Raw genomic sequence first — 16773 nt, forward strand, 5'->3', positions numbered from 1 at the left:
CGCGGGTATCGTGAGACGCCGCATGGAAGCCTCCCCCTCGACAGACCGTATCGCGCGCCCGGCCGTCAGACAGCGCGTGGTGATCGTCGGCGGCGGCACCGCCGGGTGGATGGCGGCCGCGGCGCTGGCGCGGTTCGTGCCGGCCTCCACGCGCATCACGCTGATCGAGTCCGACGCGATCGGCACGGTCGGGGTGGGCGAGGCGACCATCCCCGGCATTCGCCTGTTCAACCAGATGCTCGGACTGGACGAGGCCGAGTTCCTGCGCGCCACCCATGGCAGTTTCAAACTGGGCATCCGGTTCGAAGGCTGGTCGGGCGAAGGCAGCGGCTATCTTCATGCGTTTGGCAGCATCGGGCGTGGCCTGGGGCTGGTGCCGTTCCACCATTATTGGCTGCGCGGCGGCGGGGCAGCCAATCCCGCCTCGCTTTGGGGGCATATGGCGAGCGCGCAAGCCGCGATGGCTGGCCGCTTTGCGCCCGAACCGGGCCGCCCCGACCTGCCCAGCGGATTGGCCTGGGCCTATCATTTCGACGCCAGCCTGTACGCCGCGCTACTGCGCCGCCATGCCGAGGCAATGGGTGTGGTGCGGATCGAGGGTAAGATCGCCTCGGTCGCCCGCGACACGGCGGGGCGGATCGATCATGTCGCGCTGGAAGGGGGGCACCGCGAGCCGGGCGACCTCTTCATCGACTGTTCGGGCTTTCGCGCGCTGCTGATCGGTGAGACGCTGGCCGAGCCGTTCGATGACTGGTCGGAGCATTTGCCCTGCGATCGCGCACTGGCCGTGGCGGGAGAGCGGGCCAGCCCCCTGCCCCCTTATACCCGCGCGATCGCGCACGGGGCCGGGTGGCGTTGGCGTATCCCGCTTCAGCATCGCACCGGCAATGGCCTCGTCTATGACAGCCGCCATCTGTCGGAGGACGAGGCCACCGACCGGTTGCTGACAGCGCTCGGTCGCCAGGCGCTGGGCGATCCGCGCGCCTTACGCTTCACCACGGGGCGGCGGCGGCGTGCCTGGGTGGGCAATTGCGTTGCGCTTGGCCTGGCGGCGGGATTCCTGGAGCCGCTCGAATCGACCAGCATTCACCTGATCCAGTCGGGGATCGCACGCCTGCTGGACTATTGGCCCGCCCCTATGCTCCAGCCCGTCGAGCTCGACGCCTACAACGCCGAGACGGCGGCCGAATGGCAGGCCGTTCGCGATTTCCTGATCCTCCATTACCATGCCAACGCCCGGAACGAGCCCTTCTGGGCCGAGCGGCGCGCGGTGCCGCTGCCCGAGAGCCTGGCCGCGCGGATCGCGCTGTTCCGCGCCAATGGCCGGTTCCGCCGCGAAGGCGAGGAGCTGTTCGCGGAGGCAGCCTGGGTGCAAGTGATGATCGGACAGGGCATTCTGCCCGCCGGACATCACGCGCTCGCCGATGCGCTGTCGGCGCATGAGCTCGACGATTTCCTGTCCCTTACCCGGCGTCACGCCGCGCAGGTTGCCGCCCGCCTGCCGACGCATGACGCCTTTATCGCGGCGCATTGCGCCGTCCCCGTTCAGAAGGTTCCCGCATGAAAAAGCTGCTGCTCGCGCTGCTCGCCACCGCCACGCCGCTGGCCGCACAGGATTATCGGCAACGGCTGCCGCAGGACGAGGTCATCTATTTCGTCCTGCCCGACCGGTTCGAGAATGGCGATCCCTCAAACGATCGCGGCGGGTTGCAGGGCGGCCCGCTGACCACCGGCTTCGATCCGGCGCACAAGGGCTTCTACCATGGCGGCGACCTGAAGGGGCTGACCAAGCGGCTCGCCTATATCCAGGGGCTGGGCGCGACTGCGATCTGGCTGGGGCCGATCTTCAAGAACAAGCCCGTGCAGGGTGCCAAGGGGCAGGAGAGCGCAGGCTATCACGGATACTGGATCACCGACTTCACGACGGTCGACCCGCATCTGGGCAGCGAGGGGGATCTGCGCGATTTCATCGCGGCGGCGCATGGCCGGGGGATGAAGGTCTATATGGACATCATCGTCAATCACACCGCCGACGTAATCCAGTATCGCGAGTGCGCCGAAGGCTCGCCCTGCCCGTATCGCGACCGCGCGACCTACCCCTATCAGCGGCGCGGCGGAGTGAACGGCTCGGCGATCAATCCGGGCTTTCTGGGCGACGATGTGCAGACGGCGGCAAACTTCGCGAAGCTGACCGACCCCAATTACGCCTATACCCCCTACGTCCCGGCGGCGGAGAAGAACGCCAAGACCCCCGCCTGGCTCAACGACCCGATCTATTACCACAATCGCGGCAATACGAGCTTCGAGGATGAGAGCTCGACCACCGGCGATTTTTCCGGGCTGGACGATCTCTATACCGAGAACCCTCGCGTCATCACGGGCATGATCGACATTTACGGCAGCTGGATCGACCGGTTCGGGGTCGACGGCTTCCGCATCGACACCGCCAAGCATGTGAACCCCGAATTCTGGCGCCGCTTCGTGCCCGCGATGCTCAGCCGCGCCAAGGCCAAGGGCATCCCCAACTTCCACATCTTCGGCGAGGTCACGGCGGGGATGGAGCCGGGGGCGCTCGCGCGCTGGACGAAGATCGCGGACTATCCGGCGGTCCTCGACTTCGCCTTCATGAACGCGGTGATCCAGACGGTCGCCGAGAACAAGCCGACGCGCGTCCTTTCCAACCTGTTCGAGGGCGATGTCCTCTATGCCAAGGGCGAGGCGACGGCGGACATCTTGCCGACCTTTCTTGGCAATCACGACCATGGCCGCTTTGCGCGCGACGTGCGGGCGGCGAACCCCAACGCCTCCGACGAGGAAATCCTGAAGCGGGTCGAACTCGGCCATGCGATGTTACTGACCTTGCGCGGCGTGCCGACCATCTATTCGGGTGACGAACAGGGGTTCGCGGGCGACGGCAACGACCAGGACGCGCGCGAGGACATGTTCGCCAGCAAGGTCGCCAGCTATAACGACAACAAGCTCGTCGGCACGACGAAGACGACCGCGACCGACAGCCTCGTGACCAGCCACCCGGTCTATCGCGAGATCGCGGCGCTCGCCCGGCTGCGCACCACCAATCCCGCCCTGACGCGGGGTCGTCAGGTGATCCGGGCGCGCGGCGATGCGCCGGGCCTGTTCGCCGTCTCCCGTTTCGATCCCGCCACGGGGCGTGAATATGTGATCGCCTTCAACACCTCTGCCCGGCCCATCACCCAGGCCGTGCAGGTCGAAACGGTGTCGGAGCGGTTCGCGACCATGGCGGGAACCTGCGCGCCCCGCGCCGCCGCGCCGGGGAGCCTGATGCTGGAATTGCCCGCCTTCGGCTATGCCGTCTGCGCGGCGGAGAGCCGTTGATGACCCAGACTATCCCCACCGCCGCCCGCCCCTGGTGGAAGGGCGCGGTGATCTATCAGATTTACCCGCGTAGCTTTGCCGACAGCAATGGCGACGGAATCGGTGACCTGCCCGGCATCACCGCGCGGCTGGACCATGTCGCCAGCCTGGGCGTCGACGCGATCTGGCTGTCGCCCTTCTTTACCTCGCCGATGAAGGATTTCGGCTATGACGTGGCGGATTACCGCGATGTCGATCCGATCTTCGGCACGCTGGCCGATTTCGACGCGCTGGTCGCCCGCGCGCACGAACTGGGGCTGAAGGTCGTCATCGACCAGGTGTACAGCCACACCTCCGACGAGCATCCCTGGTTCGCCGAAAGCCGCGCCAGCCGCACCAATGCCCGCGCCGACTGGTATGTCTGGGCCGATGCCAAGCCTGACGGCTCGCCACCCTCGAACTGGCAGTCGGTGTTCGGCGGCCCCGCCTGGACCTGGGACGCGCGGCGCGGACAATATTATCTGCACAATTTCCTGAAGGAGCAGCCGCAGCTCCACGTCCATCACCCGGACGTACAGGCCGAGTTGCTGGCGACTGCGCGGTTCTGGCTGGACCGGGGGGTGGACGGCTTCCGGCTCGATGCGATCAACTTCATGATGCACGAGCCGACGATGCGCGATAATCCGCCCGCGCCGGATACGGGGAAGACGCGCACCCGGCCGTTCGACTTCCAGCTGAAGCTCTACAATCAGAGCCATGCCGACATCGTGCCGTTCCTGGAGCGTATCCGCGCCACGCTGGACAACTATGGCGACCGATTCACCGTCGCCGAAGTCGGCGGCGACGAGGCGGATCGCGAGATGAAGCTGTTCACCGCCGGGGACCATCGGCTGAACACCGCTTATGGCTTCGACTTCCTCTATGCCGACCGGCTGACCCCGCGCATCGTCGCCGAGGCGCTGGCGAAATGGCCTGCCGAGCCGGGTGTCGGCTGGCCGAGCTGGGCGTTCGAGAACCATGACGCGCCGCGTGCGGTGTCGCGCTGGACGACGCCCGAACACCGCGATGCCTTTGCGCGGATGAAGATGCTGTTGCTGCTTACCTTGCGCGGCAATGCCTTTGTCTATCAGGGCGAGGAACTGGGGCTGACCCAGGTCGATGTGCCGTTCGAGCGGCTGGTCGATCCGGAGGCGATCGCCAACTGGCCGCTGACCCTGTCGCGCGACGGGGTGCGCACGCCGATGCCGTGGAGCAGCAACGCGATCAACGGAGGTTTCTCGGATGCCGAGCCGTGGTTGCCGGTCGGGCCGGATCACGCCGCACTGGCGGTCAATCGCCAGGAGGGCGACCCGGACTCGCTGCTGAACCTCACCCGTCGCCTCGTCCGGATGCGGGCCGAGACGCCCGCGCTGGCGGTCGGCGATCTGACGCTGCTCCACGCCGATGACCAGCTGCTCGCCTTCGAGCGGCGCGAAGGCGATCAGCGCCTGCTCTGCCTGTTCAATCTGGGCGACACGCCCGTGCCCCTGCCCCCTGCCCTGCCGCGTGGGCAGCGGGTGCTGGTCCAGATCAATAGCGCCACCGACGAACGCCTGGGCGCGTTCGGGGCGGCGATCCGGGAGATGACTGCATGAAGACGACCATTGCCTTGGGGCTCGGCCTCATCGCCAGCGCGGCCCAGGCCCAGAACGGCCCCGCCGATCCGGCGGTCAACGAGACGTTCAAATTCGCCAAGCCTGCCGGACAGCCCGATGCGATCGAAACCTCGCCCGACGGCCAGATCACCGTCCAGGTCTCGACCGACAATGACGGGCGCGCCGTTTATATGATCGCGCGCAACGGCAAGGCGATCGTGGAGCCCTCGCGGCTGGGCATGATGTTTACCGACGCGCCCAAGATCGAGCGCGGCTTGAAGATCGAATCGGTCGCCCATGCCAAGTCAGACACCAGCTGGACCCAGCCCTGGGGCGAGTGGCGCACCATCCGCGACAATCACCGCGAGATGCGCGTCCGCCTGATGGAGTCGAGCGCACTCCACCGTCGTTATGACGTGGTGTTCCGGGTGCAGGATGACGGCGTCGGCTTCCGCTACGAATTTCCCGAGCAGCAGGCTTTGCCGCACGCAAACATCGCCGAGGAGCTGACCGAGTTCAACATCGCGCAAGGCGGCACCGCATGGTGGAAGCCCGCCTTCCTGTGGAACCGCGAGGAATATCTCTACAACCGCACTCCGATTAACGCGGTCGGGACGGCGGCGACGCCGATCACGATGAAGCTGGACGACGGCACCCATATCGCCATCCATGAGGCGGCGCTGGTCGACTATGCCAGCATGGCCGTCATGAAGACCGAGGGGAACAGCTTCAAGGCAGTCCTCACCCCCGGCTCGGGCGCGCCCAAGGTCGTGAAGACGGGCGCCTGGACGACGCCCTGGCGCACCTTCCTGATCGCGCCGGATGCGGGTGGCCTCTATATGAGCCACCTGATGCTCAACCTGAACGAGCCCAACACGCTGGGCGACGTCAGCTGGGTCAAGCCGGGCAAGTTCGTCGGCGTCTGGTGGAAGATGATCAAGGGCGAATGGAGCTGGGCACGCGGCCCGCGCCACGGTGCCACGACCGCGAATGTGAAGACCTATATCGACTTCGCGTCCAAATACGGCATCCCCGGCGTGCTGGTCGAGGGGTGGAATATCGGCTGGGACGGCGACTGGGCGGGCAACGGCTCGGCGATGCAGTTCGCGACCCCGGCGGAGGATTTCGACGCCGATGCGCTGGCGAAATATGCCAAGTCGAAGGGCGTCTCGCTGATAGGCCATCACGAAACGGGCGGCGCGGTCAGCCATTATGAGAGCCAGTTCGACCCGGCTTTTAAATTCGCTGCCGATCATGGCGAGCATGTCGTCAAGACCGGCTATGTCGCCGATGCGGGTCAGATCGAGCGGGTCAATGCGGACGGCTCGGTGTCGCGCGAATGGCATGAGGGCCAATGGATGGTGAACCACTATCTCCGCGTCCTTCAGGCCGCCGCCAAGTATAAGGTGTCGATCGATAGCCATGAGCCGGTCAAGGATACCGGCCTGCGCCGTACCTATCCCAACTGGCTGGCGCGCGAAGGTTCGCGGGGGATGGAATATAACGCCTGGCCGGGCAAGAACCCGCCCGAGCATGAGGTCAACCTGGCCTTCACCCGGATGCTAGAAGGGCCGATGGACTTCACGCCCGGCGTGCTCAGCCTGACCGGCAGCGACAACAGCCCGATCCAGTCGACCATCGCCAAGCAGCTGGCGCTGTATGTCGTGCTCTATTCGCCGGTGCAGATGGCCGCCGACACGCCGGAGAATTACGCCAAATACCCGCAGGCTTTCCGCTTCATCGCGGACGTGCCGGTGGACTGGGAGGACAGCCGCGTCCTGAACGGCGAGGTCGGCGACTACGTCACCTTCGCGCGGCGGGACCGGAAGAGCCGCGACTGGTATGTCGGCTCGATCACCGACGAGAATGCGCGCGACCTGACCGTGACGCTCGACTTTCTGGAGCCGGGCAAGGTGTATGAGGCGCAGGTCTATAAGGACGGCCCCGGCGCGACCTATGCGACCGAGGCTCGCCATTCGATCGCGTTTGAGACCAAGCGGGTTAAGAGGGGCGACGCCCTCACCCTGTCCCTCGCCCCCGGCGGCGGCCAGGCGATCCGGTTGAAGGCGCTGTAACCCTGTTCCTTCCCTGCAAGGGGAGGTGGCAGGCCGGAGGCCTGACGGAGGGGTGTCCCGCGATCGAGAGCGCGGCACCCCTCCACCATCCTGCGGATGGTCCCCCTCCCCCTATCGGGGAGGAATTTTTACTTCGTCGGGAAACCGCGTTGCTTCAGCAGCGCGTTCACGTCCGGGTCGCGGCCCCGGAATGCGCGATACGCTTCGGCGCGATCGGTTTCATTGCCGGTCGACAGCAGGATCTTGGCGAAGCGGTCCGCCGTCGCCTTGTCCCATGGGCTGCCCGCTTCCTCGAACGCGGCGAAGGTGTCCGCGTCCATCGTCTCCGACCAGAGATAGCTGTAATAACCCGCCGAATAGCTGTCCGACGAGAACAGGTGATTGAACTGCGGCAGACGGTGCCGCATCACCAACTCCTTCGGCATCCCGATCTCGCGCAGGGTCGTCGCCTCGAACGCGGCCGGATCGACGATCCCGTCGGGGATCGTGTGCAGCTTCATGTCCAGAATCGCCGAGGACAGATATTCGGTGGTCGCAAACCCCTGGTTGAAGGTTTCCGACGCCTTGATCTTGTCGAGCAGCGCCTGCGGCATGGGCTGGCCGGTCTTGTAGTGGCGCGCGTACTTATCGAGCACATCGCGGGTGAGCAGCCAATGCTCGTTCACCTGGCTGGGATATTCCACGAAGTCGCGCGGCGTGCCCGCCAGCCCCGGATAGGTGACGTTCTGGAGCATCGCATGGATGGCATGGCCGAATTCGTGGAACAGCGTCTCGGCATCATCCAGGCTGATGAGGACGGGTTCGCCCTTCGCACCCTTGGCAAAGTTGTTGTTGTTCGACGACAGGACCGTCTGCACCGGTGGCAGGTTGCGCTGGCCGCGATAGGTATTGGCCCAAGCCCCCGAGCGCTTGCCGGTCCGCGCGAAATCGTCGCGGTAGAACAGGCCGACTTCCTTGCCGCCCCGCGTCACATGCCAGACGCGCATGTTCGGCTCGAACACCGGGACCGTGCCGGTTATCTCCTTGAACTCCAGTCCGTAGAGCCGGTTCGCGGCATAGAGCGAACCCTGGATGATGTTGTTCAGCTCGAAATACGGCTTCAGCTCGGCCTGATCGAGGTCGTAGCGGCTCTTGCGGACCTTCTCCTGATAGAAGCGATAGTCCCAGGGCTCGATGGTGATCTTCGCCCCTTCCCCCTTGGCAGCAGAGGCGTCGGCGATCGCCTGCATGTCGCGGACTTCCTCGGCGACGCGCGCCTTGGCGGCGGGCCAGACGCGCATCATCAGGTCCATCGCCGCCGCCGGGGTCTTGGCCATCGTGTCCTGCATCCGCCAGTCGGCATGGGTCTTGAAGCCCAACAGATGCGCGCGGTTGGCGCGCAGGCGGACGATGCGGGCGATGGTCGCCTTGGTATCGTTGATATCGCCATTGTCGCCGCGTTTGGTGAAGGCGCGCCACACCTGCTCGCGCAACGCCCGGTCGGTGGCGAAGGTCAGCACCGGATCGACGGCCGACCGGGTATTGACGATCGCCCAGCCCTGTTGTCCGCGCTCGGCCGCCGCCGCCTTGGCGACCGCCTTCACGCTGTCGGGCAAGCCCGTGAGGCGTGCCTCGTCGGTGACGATGATCGCGGTGCCCTCGTCCGCCAGCAACCGCTGCGAAAACTCGCTGAAGTTGATCGCGAGATTCTGGTTGAAGGCGGACAGTTCTTCCTTTTGCGCCGGGGTCAGCTTGGCCCCCTGCCGCACGAAACTGTCATAGGTGCGCGTGACCAGCCGCTTCTGCTGCGCGTCCAGGCCGCTCGTGTCGCGCGCTTTGTAGATCGCCTCGATCCGCGCGAACAGCTTGGGGTTGAACGTGATCTCGTCCGACGCCTTGGACAGCTTGGGCGACCATTCGCGGTCAAGCGCCTGATAGGCGGGGGTGTTCATGTTGCCGGTCATCACCCCGAACAGCGTCATCACGCGGTTCAGAGTCTGCCCGGCATTCTGCATCGGCACGAAGGTGTTGGCGAAGGTCGGCTTGGCCGGGTTGTTGGCGATCCGATCATAGTCCTGTTTGCGCTCGGCCAGCGCGGCCTCGAACGCCGCCGGGAACAGCTCGGGCTTTACCTTGTCCCAGGGGGGAACGCCACCATAGGGGCCGGTCCATGGCGCAAGCAGCGGATTGGCGGCGGGCGCCTGCGCCAGCTGGGGTGGAGACGCCATGGCGGACGTGCTCAAAAGAGCCGCCAGAGCGGCGGCGAGGGACAGATGACGCAATGTGAACTCCCGGTCATGAAAGGCGCGTCATCACCATAACCCCGTGTGCCGGCGGGTAAAGTCTCGTGCCGGGTCGCTTAATCGACGCCTCCCTGCACCTCCGCCCGGTGGGCCGCCGCCACCAGCCCTTCGCCGGTGGCGCGCGCGGCGGCCGGAGTCATCGCCACCGCCACGCCATTGGGTCCGTCGAGCATGACGATCCCGCACTCCGCCGTCGCTACGCCGGCCTCGTCATGTACGCCGTGACATGCGCTACCGGGATTCCGGGGCCTGGTCATGCGCCCTGCTTTTCCAATGTCGGGCCGCCGCCATAAAGATAGCTGGGATCGAAATCGGCCAGCGCCGTCAGCATGTCGAGGTCCAGGATGTGCACTTCTCCGCTGCGGAAGGTCATCAGGCCCCGTTCGCGCAGCGACCGCAGGACGCGATTGAGATGGACCGGCGTGATCCCCGCCGCCTCCGCCAGATCGATCTGGGTCACCGGGAAGCGGAACGCCCCTTCCCGCACGAGATCGACCATGGCGAGCCGCGCATGAAGTTCGCAGAACAGATGCGCCACGCGGCCATCCGCCTCCAGCCGTCCCAGTCGGAACACCCATTCGCGGTGCATCGCCGCGTCCAGCAGGGTCGAGAACCACAGCAACCGGGTCAGCCGGGGATAGCTCGCCACGATCCGCTCCAGCCGGTCATGCCCCGCCAGCGCGACCCGCACCGGGGTCAGCGTCGCGACATCGTGATCCAGATGCCGCATCGCAAAGCCGTGCAGATCGACGAAATCGCCGGGCACGTGAAAGGCGACGATCTGGCGATTGCCCTGCCGGTCGTCCATATAGCGGCACATCACGCCTTCGAGCAGAAGGCTGCTGTGCCGCACCCGCTCGTCACGGCGGATCACGATGGTGCGGGCGGGGATGGTGCGAACCTCCTCGATGCTGTCCTCCAGCGTCGCGGCATCCTCGGGCGTCATGGTGTCACGCCCTCGCCCCTTCAGGAACAATTCGGTCAGGCGCGGCCGATCGTCGGGGCGTCTCTGCTCAGGCAGCGTATCGATTGCGGAAACCGGCATGTCTCGTCCCTCGCCCAGCGTTCGGAAGGGAAATCCCCCGCACGGGCAAAGTGTTCCGCAAGCGACACGATCGTCGGTCAGTCGCCGATCGGCTTGCCCGCCGCCCGCACCGGATCGCCGCCATGCGAGATGCCTTCCGGCGCCTTGCGGTTGCTGCGCACCGAAGCCCAGAAGGCCAGACCGATCAGCGTCGCGCCGATCAGGCCGGTAATCGTCTCCGGGATATGGAAACGCACCGACAGCAGCATGATCGCGGCGAGTGCGACGATGGCGTAGAACGCCCCGTGCTCCAGATAGCGATATTGCGCGAGCGTACCGTGATCGACCAGCATGATCGTCATGGAACGGACGAACATCGCCCCAATGCCCAAGCCCAGCGCGATGATGAACAGGTTGTTCGACAGAGCGAACGCGCCGATCACGCCATCGAACGAGAAGCTGGCGTCAAGCACCTCAAGATAGAGGAACGCGGCAAAGCCCGACCGCGCCGCCGCGCCCGTCACCGCGTCGCCGTCGCTTCCCAGCATCACGCCGATCGCATGGACGGCGATATAGGTCAGCAGGCCGAAAATGCCGGAGGTGATGAAGGTCATCGCCTCCTCCGCCGGGATGAACTGCGAAATGACGTATAGCGCCAGCAGCACGATACCCGTCGCCAGCCCCGAAATGTCCCGTAGCGCGGACAGCGGGCGTTCGATCACCGGCAGCCAGTGCTCCTCCTTCTCGTCGTCGAGGAAGAAGTTCAGGCCGACCATCGCCAGGAAGCTGCCGCCAAAGCCCGAAATGCCGACATGGGCGGAGGTGATGATCTGTTCGTAACGGACCGGATCGCCCGCGGCGAGCTTCACCGCCTCGATCGGCCCCAGATGCGCGGCGATGGCGACGATGGCGAGCGGAAAGACGATGCGCATTCCGAACACGGCGATCAAAATGCCCCAGGTCAGGAAGCGGTGGCGCCACTTGTCGTCCATGTCGCGCAACACGGTCGCGTTGACGACCGCGTTGTCGAAGGACAGCGACACTTCCAGCACGCCCAGGACCAGCACGATCCACAGGATGCCGAGGGTTCCCGGCAACGTCCCCGTGCTCTGAAAGCCCAGCCAGGCGGCCAGCGCCAGACAGAGCAGCGTGAACAGGAGCGAACCCTTATAGTATTTCAGCAGCACTCTTATGATCCCCCGTACCTGTCCGATCGACCGCACGCTTCGGTGCTTCCGCGATCGGGACTAAAGTCCGGCTCGTCGGATTTGTTCAATCGGGCAGCGCCCCTATCGCCGCGAAGAGGCCAGGGGACAAGCCGGGGATCAGATGCGCGCGTCGTTGCCGATCAGCTGTTCGGAGATACGCGTCGCCGTCGCGCGAAGCTCGGCCAGCGCCTGGTCGACATCGACCGCCGCATCGATGATACGGATGAACGGCACGGTCAGCACGGCGACGGCCCGATCGCCGCGTATGATCGGTACGGCCAGCTCCACCATGCCGGGCATTTCGGCGCTATCCGTCCGCGCGAAACCCTGGCCGCGAAGCATGTCGGCGGTGGCGATCAGGTCGTTGCGGGCCTGATCGGACAAGGGAGGATCGAACAGTCCGTCCCATTCGCGTTGCGTCTGCTGGGTCTGAAAGGCATAAAGAACCTGCCCCGAGGGGGTTTCGTGGATCGGGCGGCGATAGCCGACGCGTACCGAAAAGCCGACCGTGGTATTGGCCTCCGTCCGCGCGATGACCGACGAGGCTGCACCGGACGGAATGGCGAGATAGCAGGACTGACCGATTCGGTCGGCGAGCAGCCGCATTTCGGGCAGCGCCTGCTCCATCAGGCTGCGCACTGGCGGACGCTTCAGCCCGAGATGGAACAGGCGCGGGGTCATGACATAACCGTCAGCCCCCTGTGCCACATAACCCCGATGCTCCAAAACCTGGATCATCCGGAACAGCTCGCCCGTGGACCGGCCCAAACGGGTGACGATGGCGCTCATCGTCAGCGGATGGTCTTCGGCGGCCAGAAGCTCCAATATGTCGAGCCCTTTTTCCAGCGCCGGAGCGCGGTAGAGCCGCTTATCGTCCAAAAGTCCCGGCGGTTGGCTGGCCAAAAATTCCCTCCGTCGCGATCGGCGGCGCAGCGCGATCGTCATCCATCCTCGTTAGCCGATATGTCCGGCCATATAGTCTGCGTAATGACCGGCAATATACTTAACAACCGGATTACGGCAATTTAATCGATCAGGACGTGGACGATATTCGGGCCGACCTGGGCGATGGCGCGGGCCTCCTCCCCTGGCGCCGCCGTCTGAAGGCTCGGGTCGACCAGAGTGACACGCCACCGCCCGGCATGACGACTGGCCGAAAGGATATTGTCTGCGCCGCCCATCGCCCGGACCAGCACGTCCGGCAGGCTGGCGTCGACGGCGACCGGGGCATGGGCAGTCTGGACCGACGAGATCGCGGCCGGAGCGCGCCTCTGGGCCGTAGCGGCGATCGGTCCTGTCTCGATCGCCGCGCGCATTTCCATCGCGACCGTATCGGCGACCGGCCCCAGCACGACCTGGACGCCGCTGGCCGACGGGCGCAGGATGCCCCGCGCGCCGAGCCGCTTGAGCGCAGGCTCGTCGACCTGCGCCGGATCGACCACGATGAGGCGCAGGCGGGTGGTGCAGGCCGCGATCTCGCTGAGGTTCGTGCTGCCCCCCATCGCCGCGACGAAGGAGGCGCCGCGACCACCGGCGGCCTCGGTGGCTTCGCCCTCCGCCACCGCCTCGACCTCGCGGCCCGGCGTCTGGAGGTTCCAGCGGCGGATCGCGAAGCGGAACACGGCGTAATAGAGCAGCGCATAGACCGCGCCGATCGGCAGCAGCATCAGCGGCTTGGTCGCCTTGCCGAAATTGATGACATAATCGAACAAACCGGCCGAAAAGGTATAGCCCATCCGCACGCCCAGCGCGTTCATCAAGGCCTCGGAAACGCCGGTCAGGATCGCGTGGAAGGCGTAGAGGACCGGGGCGAGGAACATGAAACTGAACTCGATCGGCTCGGTCACGCCGGTCAGGAACGACATCAGCGCCAGGCTGAACAACATGCCGCCGACCGCCTTTTTCCGCTCCGGCAGCGCCTCGTGATACATGGCCAGACACGCGGCGGGCAGGCCGAACATCATGACGGGGAAGAACCCGCTCATGAACGCACCCGCCGTTGGATCGCCCGCGAAGAAGCGGGTCAGGTCGCCGGTCTTGCCGTGATAATCGCCGACCACGAAATAGGCGACGGTGTTCAGGATGTGATGCAGGCCGGTGACGACCAGCAGGCGGTTCAGCACGCCGAACGCGAACAGCCCCAGGCCACCTGCCTGGACTATGCCCTGGCTCATCGCATCGATGCCCGTATTGACCGGCCCGAACGCCACGCCCAGCAATGCGGCCAGCCCCAGGCCCGCAATACCCGAGATGATCGGTACGAAGCGACGACCGCCGAAGAACGCCAGATATTCCGGCATCTTGATGGTGGCAAAACGGTTGTAGAAGTTGCCGCCGATGAGTCCCGCGACGATACCGACCGGCACGTCGAACCGGTGAACCGACTTGGCGCGCCACGCCGCCTCTACCGTCGCGGCAACGTCCTTGACGAGCCCTGCCCCCGTCCCGGCGGGCGGCACGATCAGCGTCTCCGCACCCTTGATGGTGACGAGGTAGCAGGTGATGCCCGCCAGTGCCGCCGCGCCATTGCCGTCGCGGGCAAAGGCGGTGGCGACGCCGACCGCGAACAACAGCCCGAGATTGTCGAAGATCGCATTGCCCGCATTCGCCATGAAGGCGATGTTCAGCATGTCCGGCTGGCCCAGACGCAGCAACAGGCCCGCGACCGGCAGCACCGCGATGGGCAGCATGAGCGCCCGCCCGAGCGATTGGATGGTGGCCATGGGCGAACTCATGCGCCGATCTCCTGAAGCATGGTGGTGATATGCGCGCGGACCGCCGCCGCCGAAGGAAGCGCCAGCGCGGCAATCGCGGCGGCCCGGCATTTCACCATGTCTAGCTTGCCGACCAGCGCCTTGATCGCCGCCACCCGCGCCGGGGGCACCGACAATTCGGTGACGCCCAGGCCAAGCAGGATCGGCACCGCGAGACGATCGGCGGCCAGCGAGCCACAGACGCCGACTGGGGTATCATGCCGCACCGCGCCGTCGCAGGTCGTGCCGATCAGACGCAGCACCGCCGGATGAAGCCCGTCGACCCCCGCCGCCACCGCCGCGTTGCCGCGGTCCATGGCCAGTGTGTACTGGGTCAGGTCGTTCGTACCGATCGAGAAGAAATCGGCCTTACGCGCGAGAATATCGGCGGAAATCGCGGCCGCCGGGGTCTCGATCATGACGCCGACCTCGGCCTTTCCGCCCTGCCGCTCGACCACCGCGCGGACCGCCTCCAGCTCGGACAGGCTGGCGACCATCGGCGCCATGATCCGGCACGGCTGACGGACCGCCAGGATCGCGGCGACCTGATCCTCCAACAGCTGCGGATCGGCCAGCGACACGCGAATGCCGCGCAGGCCCAGCGCCGGGTTCTCCTCGACGGGCAGGTCCATGTACGGCGCGGGCTTGTCGCCTCCGACATCGAGCAGCCGGACGATCATCGGCCGGTCGCCCAGCGCATCGGCGATCGCCTGATAATCGCGGGCCTGTTCGTCGCGGGTGGGCGCGGTCGCGCGTTCCAGGAACAGGAATTCGGTGCGCAGCAGGCCACAGCCCTCCGCGCCCTCGGCCACCGCCACCTCGGCATCGGCGACCGAGCCGAGATTGGCGAACATCTCGATCCGGGTGCCGTCCGCCATGCGGCACGGTCCCTGAGCGGTGCGGGCGGCCTCCATCTCGGCCTTCCGGCGGGCGATGGTGTCCTCCGCCTCGGCCTGCGCCTCGGCATCGGGTTCGGGGTCGATCAGGCCGCGATCGGCGTCGAGCACGATCACCCGGCCGTCTTCCAGCGCTGCCAGCGGCTCGCCGAATGCGACCGCCATGGGCAGGCCCATGCCTGCCGCCAGGATCGCCGCGTGCGAGGTCGGCCCGCCCTTGACCAGCGCGATGCCCGCCACAACGGCGGCATCGAGTGCGGCGACCTGGCTCGGCAGCAGGTCCTCGGCGACCAAAATCGCACCGGTCGGTACGCTCGGCCCCTCGATAGGCAGGCCCGCCATTGCTGCGAGGACATGGCGTTCCAGATCGCGCAGATCATCGGCGCGCTCCGCAATACGGCGGTCGCCGCTCGACAACAGGACCGCGACCTGTTCGGCGATCGCCTCTTGCCAAGCGACGCCCGCGCTCAGACCCCGGCCGATCGCGGCCAGCGCGGCGTCTGTCAGCGTCGGGTCGGCGAGCATCGCGCCGTGCGCGGCCATCACCCCGCCCCGCGCGCCACCGGCGGCGGCGGCCTGCTCCAATCCCTTGCGCACCGTGTCCAGCGCGTGCGTCAGACGCGCGCGCTCTTCCTCGACCGTCCCCGCCAGCGTTTCGACCGGAATGGCGGCGCGGGTCAGCCGGTGGATCGGCCCGACTGCAAGGCCCGGCGCGGCGGGAACCCCGCCCAGCCCCGGCCCCTCGCCGCGCACCGGCTCGGGCGCGTCGACCGGGGTTTCCTCAGGCGTGGCGTCGTTCAGGAAGGCGATGACCGCAGCCATGGCGGCGGCGGCCTGCGCCCCGCTTGCCTCGATCCGCACGGTCGTACCATGGCCCAGACCGAGCCCGAGCAGGCCGACCGCACTCAATGCCGAGGCGTGGCGGTCCCCATGATGAAGGGTGACGCGCGCATCGTGCCGCCGCACCGCCTCGACCAGCCGCGCGGCGGGACGGGCGTGCAGGCCGTGCGAGAGCGCCACGACCGTTTCCTCGATCAGTGTCTCGCCGCCGGTATCGGCCTCGACCGCCTCGCCGCCCAGCGGCACGACGCGCAACAGCGGATCGCCGACCGCGACCAGCCCCTTGGCGATCGGCTCGACGGCATAGCGTGTGGCATCGGCGACAATGATCGGCGTGACGACGGCGGGTGCGTTCTGGACCAGATAGTCGAGGTCGAAGCGGATCAGTGGCTGCCCCGCCAAGACCTTGGCCCCCGCACGCACCTGCGGCGTCAGCCCCTTGCCGCCCAGCGAGACGGTATCGACGCCGATATGGCAGATCAGTTCATAGCCGTCGGTGCTGCGCAGCGTCACCGCATGACCCGCCTCGTGCACCGTCAGCACGGTTGCGTCGCAGGGGGCACATAGCGCGTCGTTGACCGGATCGATCGCCACGCCATCGCCCAGCATCTTCTCGGCGAAGACCGGGTCCGGCACCTGGGCCAGCGGCGTCACCCAGCCTGCCAGGGGCGCAAAAACGGTCAAGTCACTCATCGCACGTCACTTTCGCCAAACTGCATTCCTTCCCC

The 16773-nt window shown here is 66.5% G+C and carries 11 protein-coding genes; 4 read left to right on the plus strand and 7 right to left on the minus strand.

Annotation, left to right across the window (positions count from 1 at the left end; all coding sequences use genetic code 11):
- The first annotated feature begins 22 nt into the window (after positions 1-22).
- Genes GGR45_RS09665 through GGR45_RS09680 form a run of 4 tightly spaced genes read left to right on the plus strand, consistent with a single transcriptional unit; the run spans position 23 to position 7042 of the window.
- Positions 23-1564: a tryptophan halogenase family protein gene (locus tag GGR45_RS09665; protein WP_175311431.1), complete on the plus strand. Its 1542-nt coding sequence runs from the start codon at positions 23-25 to the stop codon at positions 1562-1564.
- Complete coding sequence (locus GGR45_RS09670; RefSeq protein WP_175311432.1) at positions 1561-3354, plus strand: alpha-amylase family glycosyl hydrolase; 1794 nt, start codon at positions 1561-1563, stop codon at positions 3352-3354. Before GGR45_RS09665 ends, GGR45_RS09670 begins: the two co-directional genes overlap by 4 nt.
- Positions 3354-4967 (plus strand): alpha-glucosidase, encoded by a 1614-nt coding sequence (locus GGR45_RS09675; protein ID WP_175311433.1) that lies wholly within the window; start codon positions 3354-3356, stop codon positions 4965-4967. The genes GGR45_RS09670 and GGR45_RS09675 overlap by 1 nt, the downstream gene beginning before the upstream one ends.
- Positions 4964-7042 (plus strand): glycoside hydrolase family 97 protein, encoded by a 2079-nt coding sequence (locus GGR45_RS09680; protein ID WP_175311434.1) that lies wholly within the window; start codon positions 4964-4966, stop codon positions 7040-7042. Before GGR45_RS09675 ends, GGR45_RS09680 begins: the two co-directional genes overlap by 4 nt.
- Positions 7043-7170: 128 nt before the next feature.
- Here the strand turns inward: GGR45_RS09680 and GGR45_RS09685 are convergent, their stop codons facing one another.
- The 7 genes from GGR45_RS09685 to ptsP form a co-directional block, all read right to left on the minus strand.
- Complete coding sequence (locus tag GGR45_RS09685) at positions 7171-9249, minus strand: M3 family metallopeptidase (RefSeq protein WP_246358135.1); 2079 nt, start codon at positions 9247-9249, stop codon at positions 7171-7173.
- Positions 9250-9380: 131 nt separating this feature from the next.
- The gene (locus GGR45_RS09690) at positions 9381-9581 is read right to left on the minus strand and encodes a hypothetical protein (protein WP_175311436.1); all 201 of its coding nucleotides are present in this window, start codon (positions 9579-9581) and stop codon (positions 9381-9383) included.
- Positions 9578-10369: a Crp/Fnr family transcriptional regulator gene (locus GGR45_RS09695; protein ID WP_175311437.1), complete on the minus strand. Its 792-nt coding sequence runs from the start codon at positions 10367-10369 to the stop codon at positions 9578-9580. Before GGR45_RS09695 ends, GGR45_RS09690 begins: the two co-directional genes overlap by 4 nt.
- 77 nt (positions 10370-10446) lie before the next feature.
- A complete protein-coding gene (locus GGR45_RS09700) occupies positions 10447-11532 on the minus strand; it encodes a DUF475 domain-containing protein (RefSeq protein ID WP_175311500.1) in 1086 nt (361 codons plus the stop codon).
- 141 nt (positions 11533-11673) lie between these two features.
- Positions 11674-12459 (minus strand): IclR family transcriptional regulator, encoded by a 786-nt coding sequence (locus GGR45_RS09705; protein ID WP_246358136.1) that lies wholly within the window; start codon positions 12457-12459, stop codon positions 11674-11676.
- 122 nt (positions 12460-12581) lie between these two features.
- Entirely contained in the window at positions 12582-14291 is a 1710-nt protein-coding gene (gene nagE, locus GGR45_RS09710) for an N-acetylglucosamine-specific PTS transporter subunit IIBC (protein WP_175311439.1), read from the minus strand.
- The gene (gene ptsP, locus GGR45_RS09715; protein WP_175311440.1) at positions 14288-16738 is read right to left on the minus strand and encodes a phosphoenolpyruvate--protein phosphotransferase; all 2451 of its coding nucleotides are present in this window, start codon (positions 16736-16738) and stop codon (positions 14288-14290) included. The genes nagE and ptsP overlap by 4 nt, the downstream gene beginning before the upstream one ends.
- Between the last annotated feature and the right edge of the window lie 35 nt (positions 16739-16773).

It is taken from the genome of Sphingomonas zeae, from assembly GCF_014197135.1.
Taxonomy (GTDB): domain Bacteria; phylum Pseudomonadota; class Alphaproteobacteria; order Sphingomonadales; family Sphingomonadaceae; genus Sphingomonas; species Sphingomonas zeae.

Coding starts and splice junctions, on each gene's coding strand:
- nagE (WP_175311439.1), bottom strand. CDS start 14,291: ATGAGTTCGCCCATGGCCACCATCCAATCGCTCGGGCGGGCGCTCATG.
- ptsP (WP_175311440.1), bottom strand. CDS start 16,738: ATGAGTGACTTGACCGTTTTTGCGCCCCTGGCAGGCTGGGTGACGCCG.
- GGR45_RS09675 (WP_175311433.1), top strand. CDS start 3,354: ATGACCCAGACTATCCCCACCGCCGCCCGCCCCTGGTGGAAGGGCGCG.
- GGR45_RS09665 (WP_175311431.1), top strand. CDS start 23: ATGGAAGCCTCCCCCTCGACAGACCGTATCGCGCGCCCGGCCGTCAGA.
- GGR45_RS09670 (WP_175311432.1), top strand. CDS start 1,561: ATGAAAAAGCTGCTGCTCGCGCTGCTCGCCACCGCCACGCCGCTGGCC.
- GGR45_RS09695 (WP_175311437.1), bottom strand. CDS start 10,369: ATGCCGGTTTCCGCAATCGATACGCTGCCTGAGCAGAGACGCCCCGAC.
- GGR45_RS09690 (WP_175311436.1), bottom strand. CDS start 9,581: ATGACCAGGCCCCGGAATCCCGGTAGCGCATGTCACGGCGTACATGAC.
- GGR45_RS09685 (WP_246358135.1), bottom strand. CDS start 9,249: ATGGCGTCTCCACCCCAGCTGGCGCAGGCGCCCGCCGCCAATCCGCTG.
- GGR45_RS09680 (WP_175311434.1), top strand. CDS start 4,964: ATGAAGACGACCATTGCCTTGGGGCTCGGCCTCATCGCCAGCGCGGCC.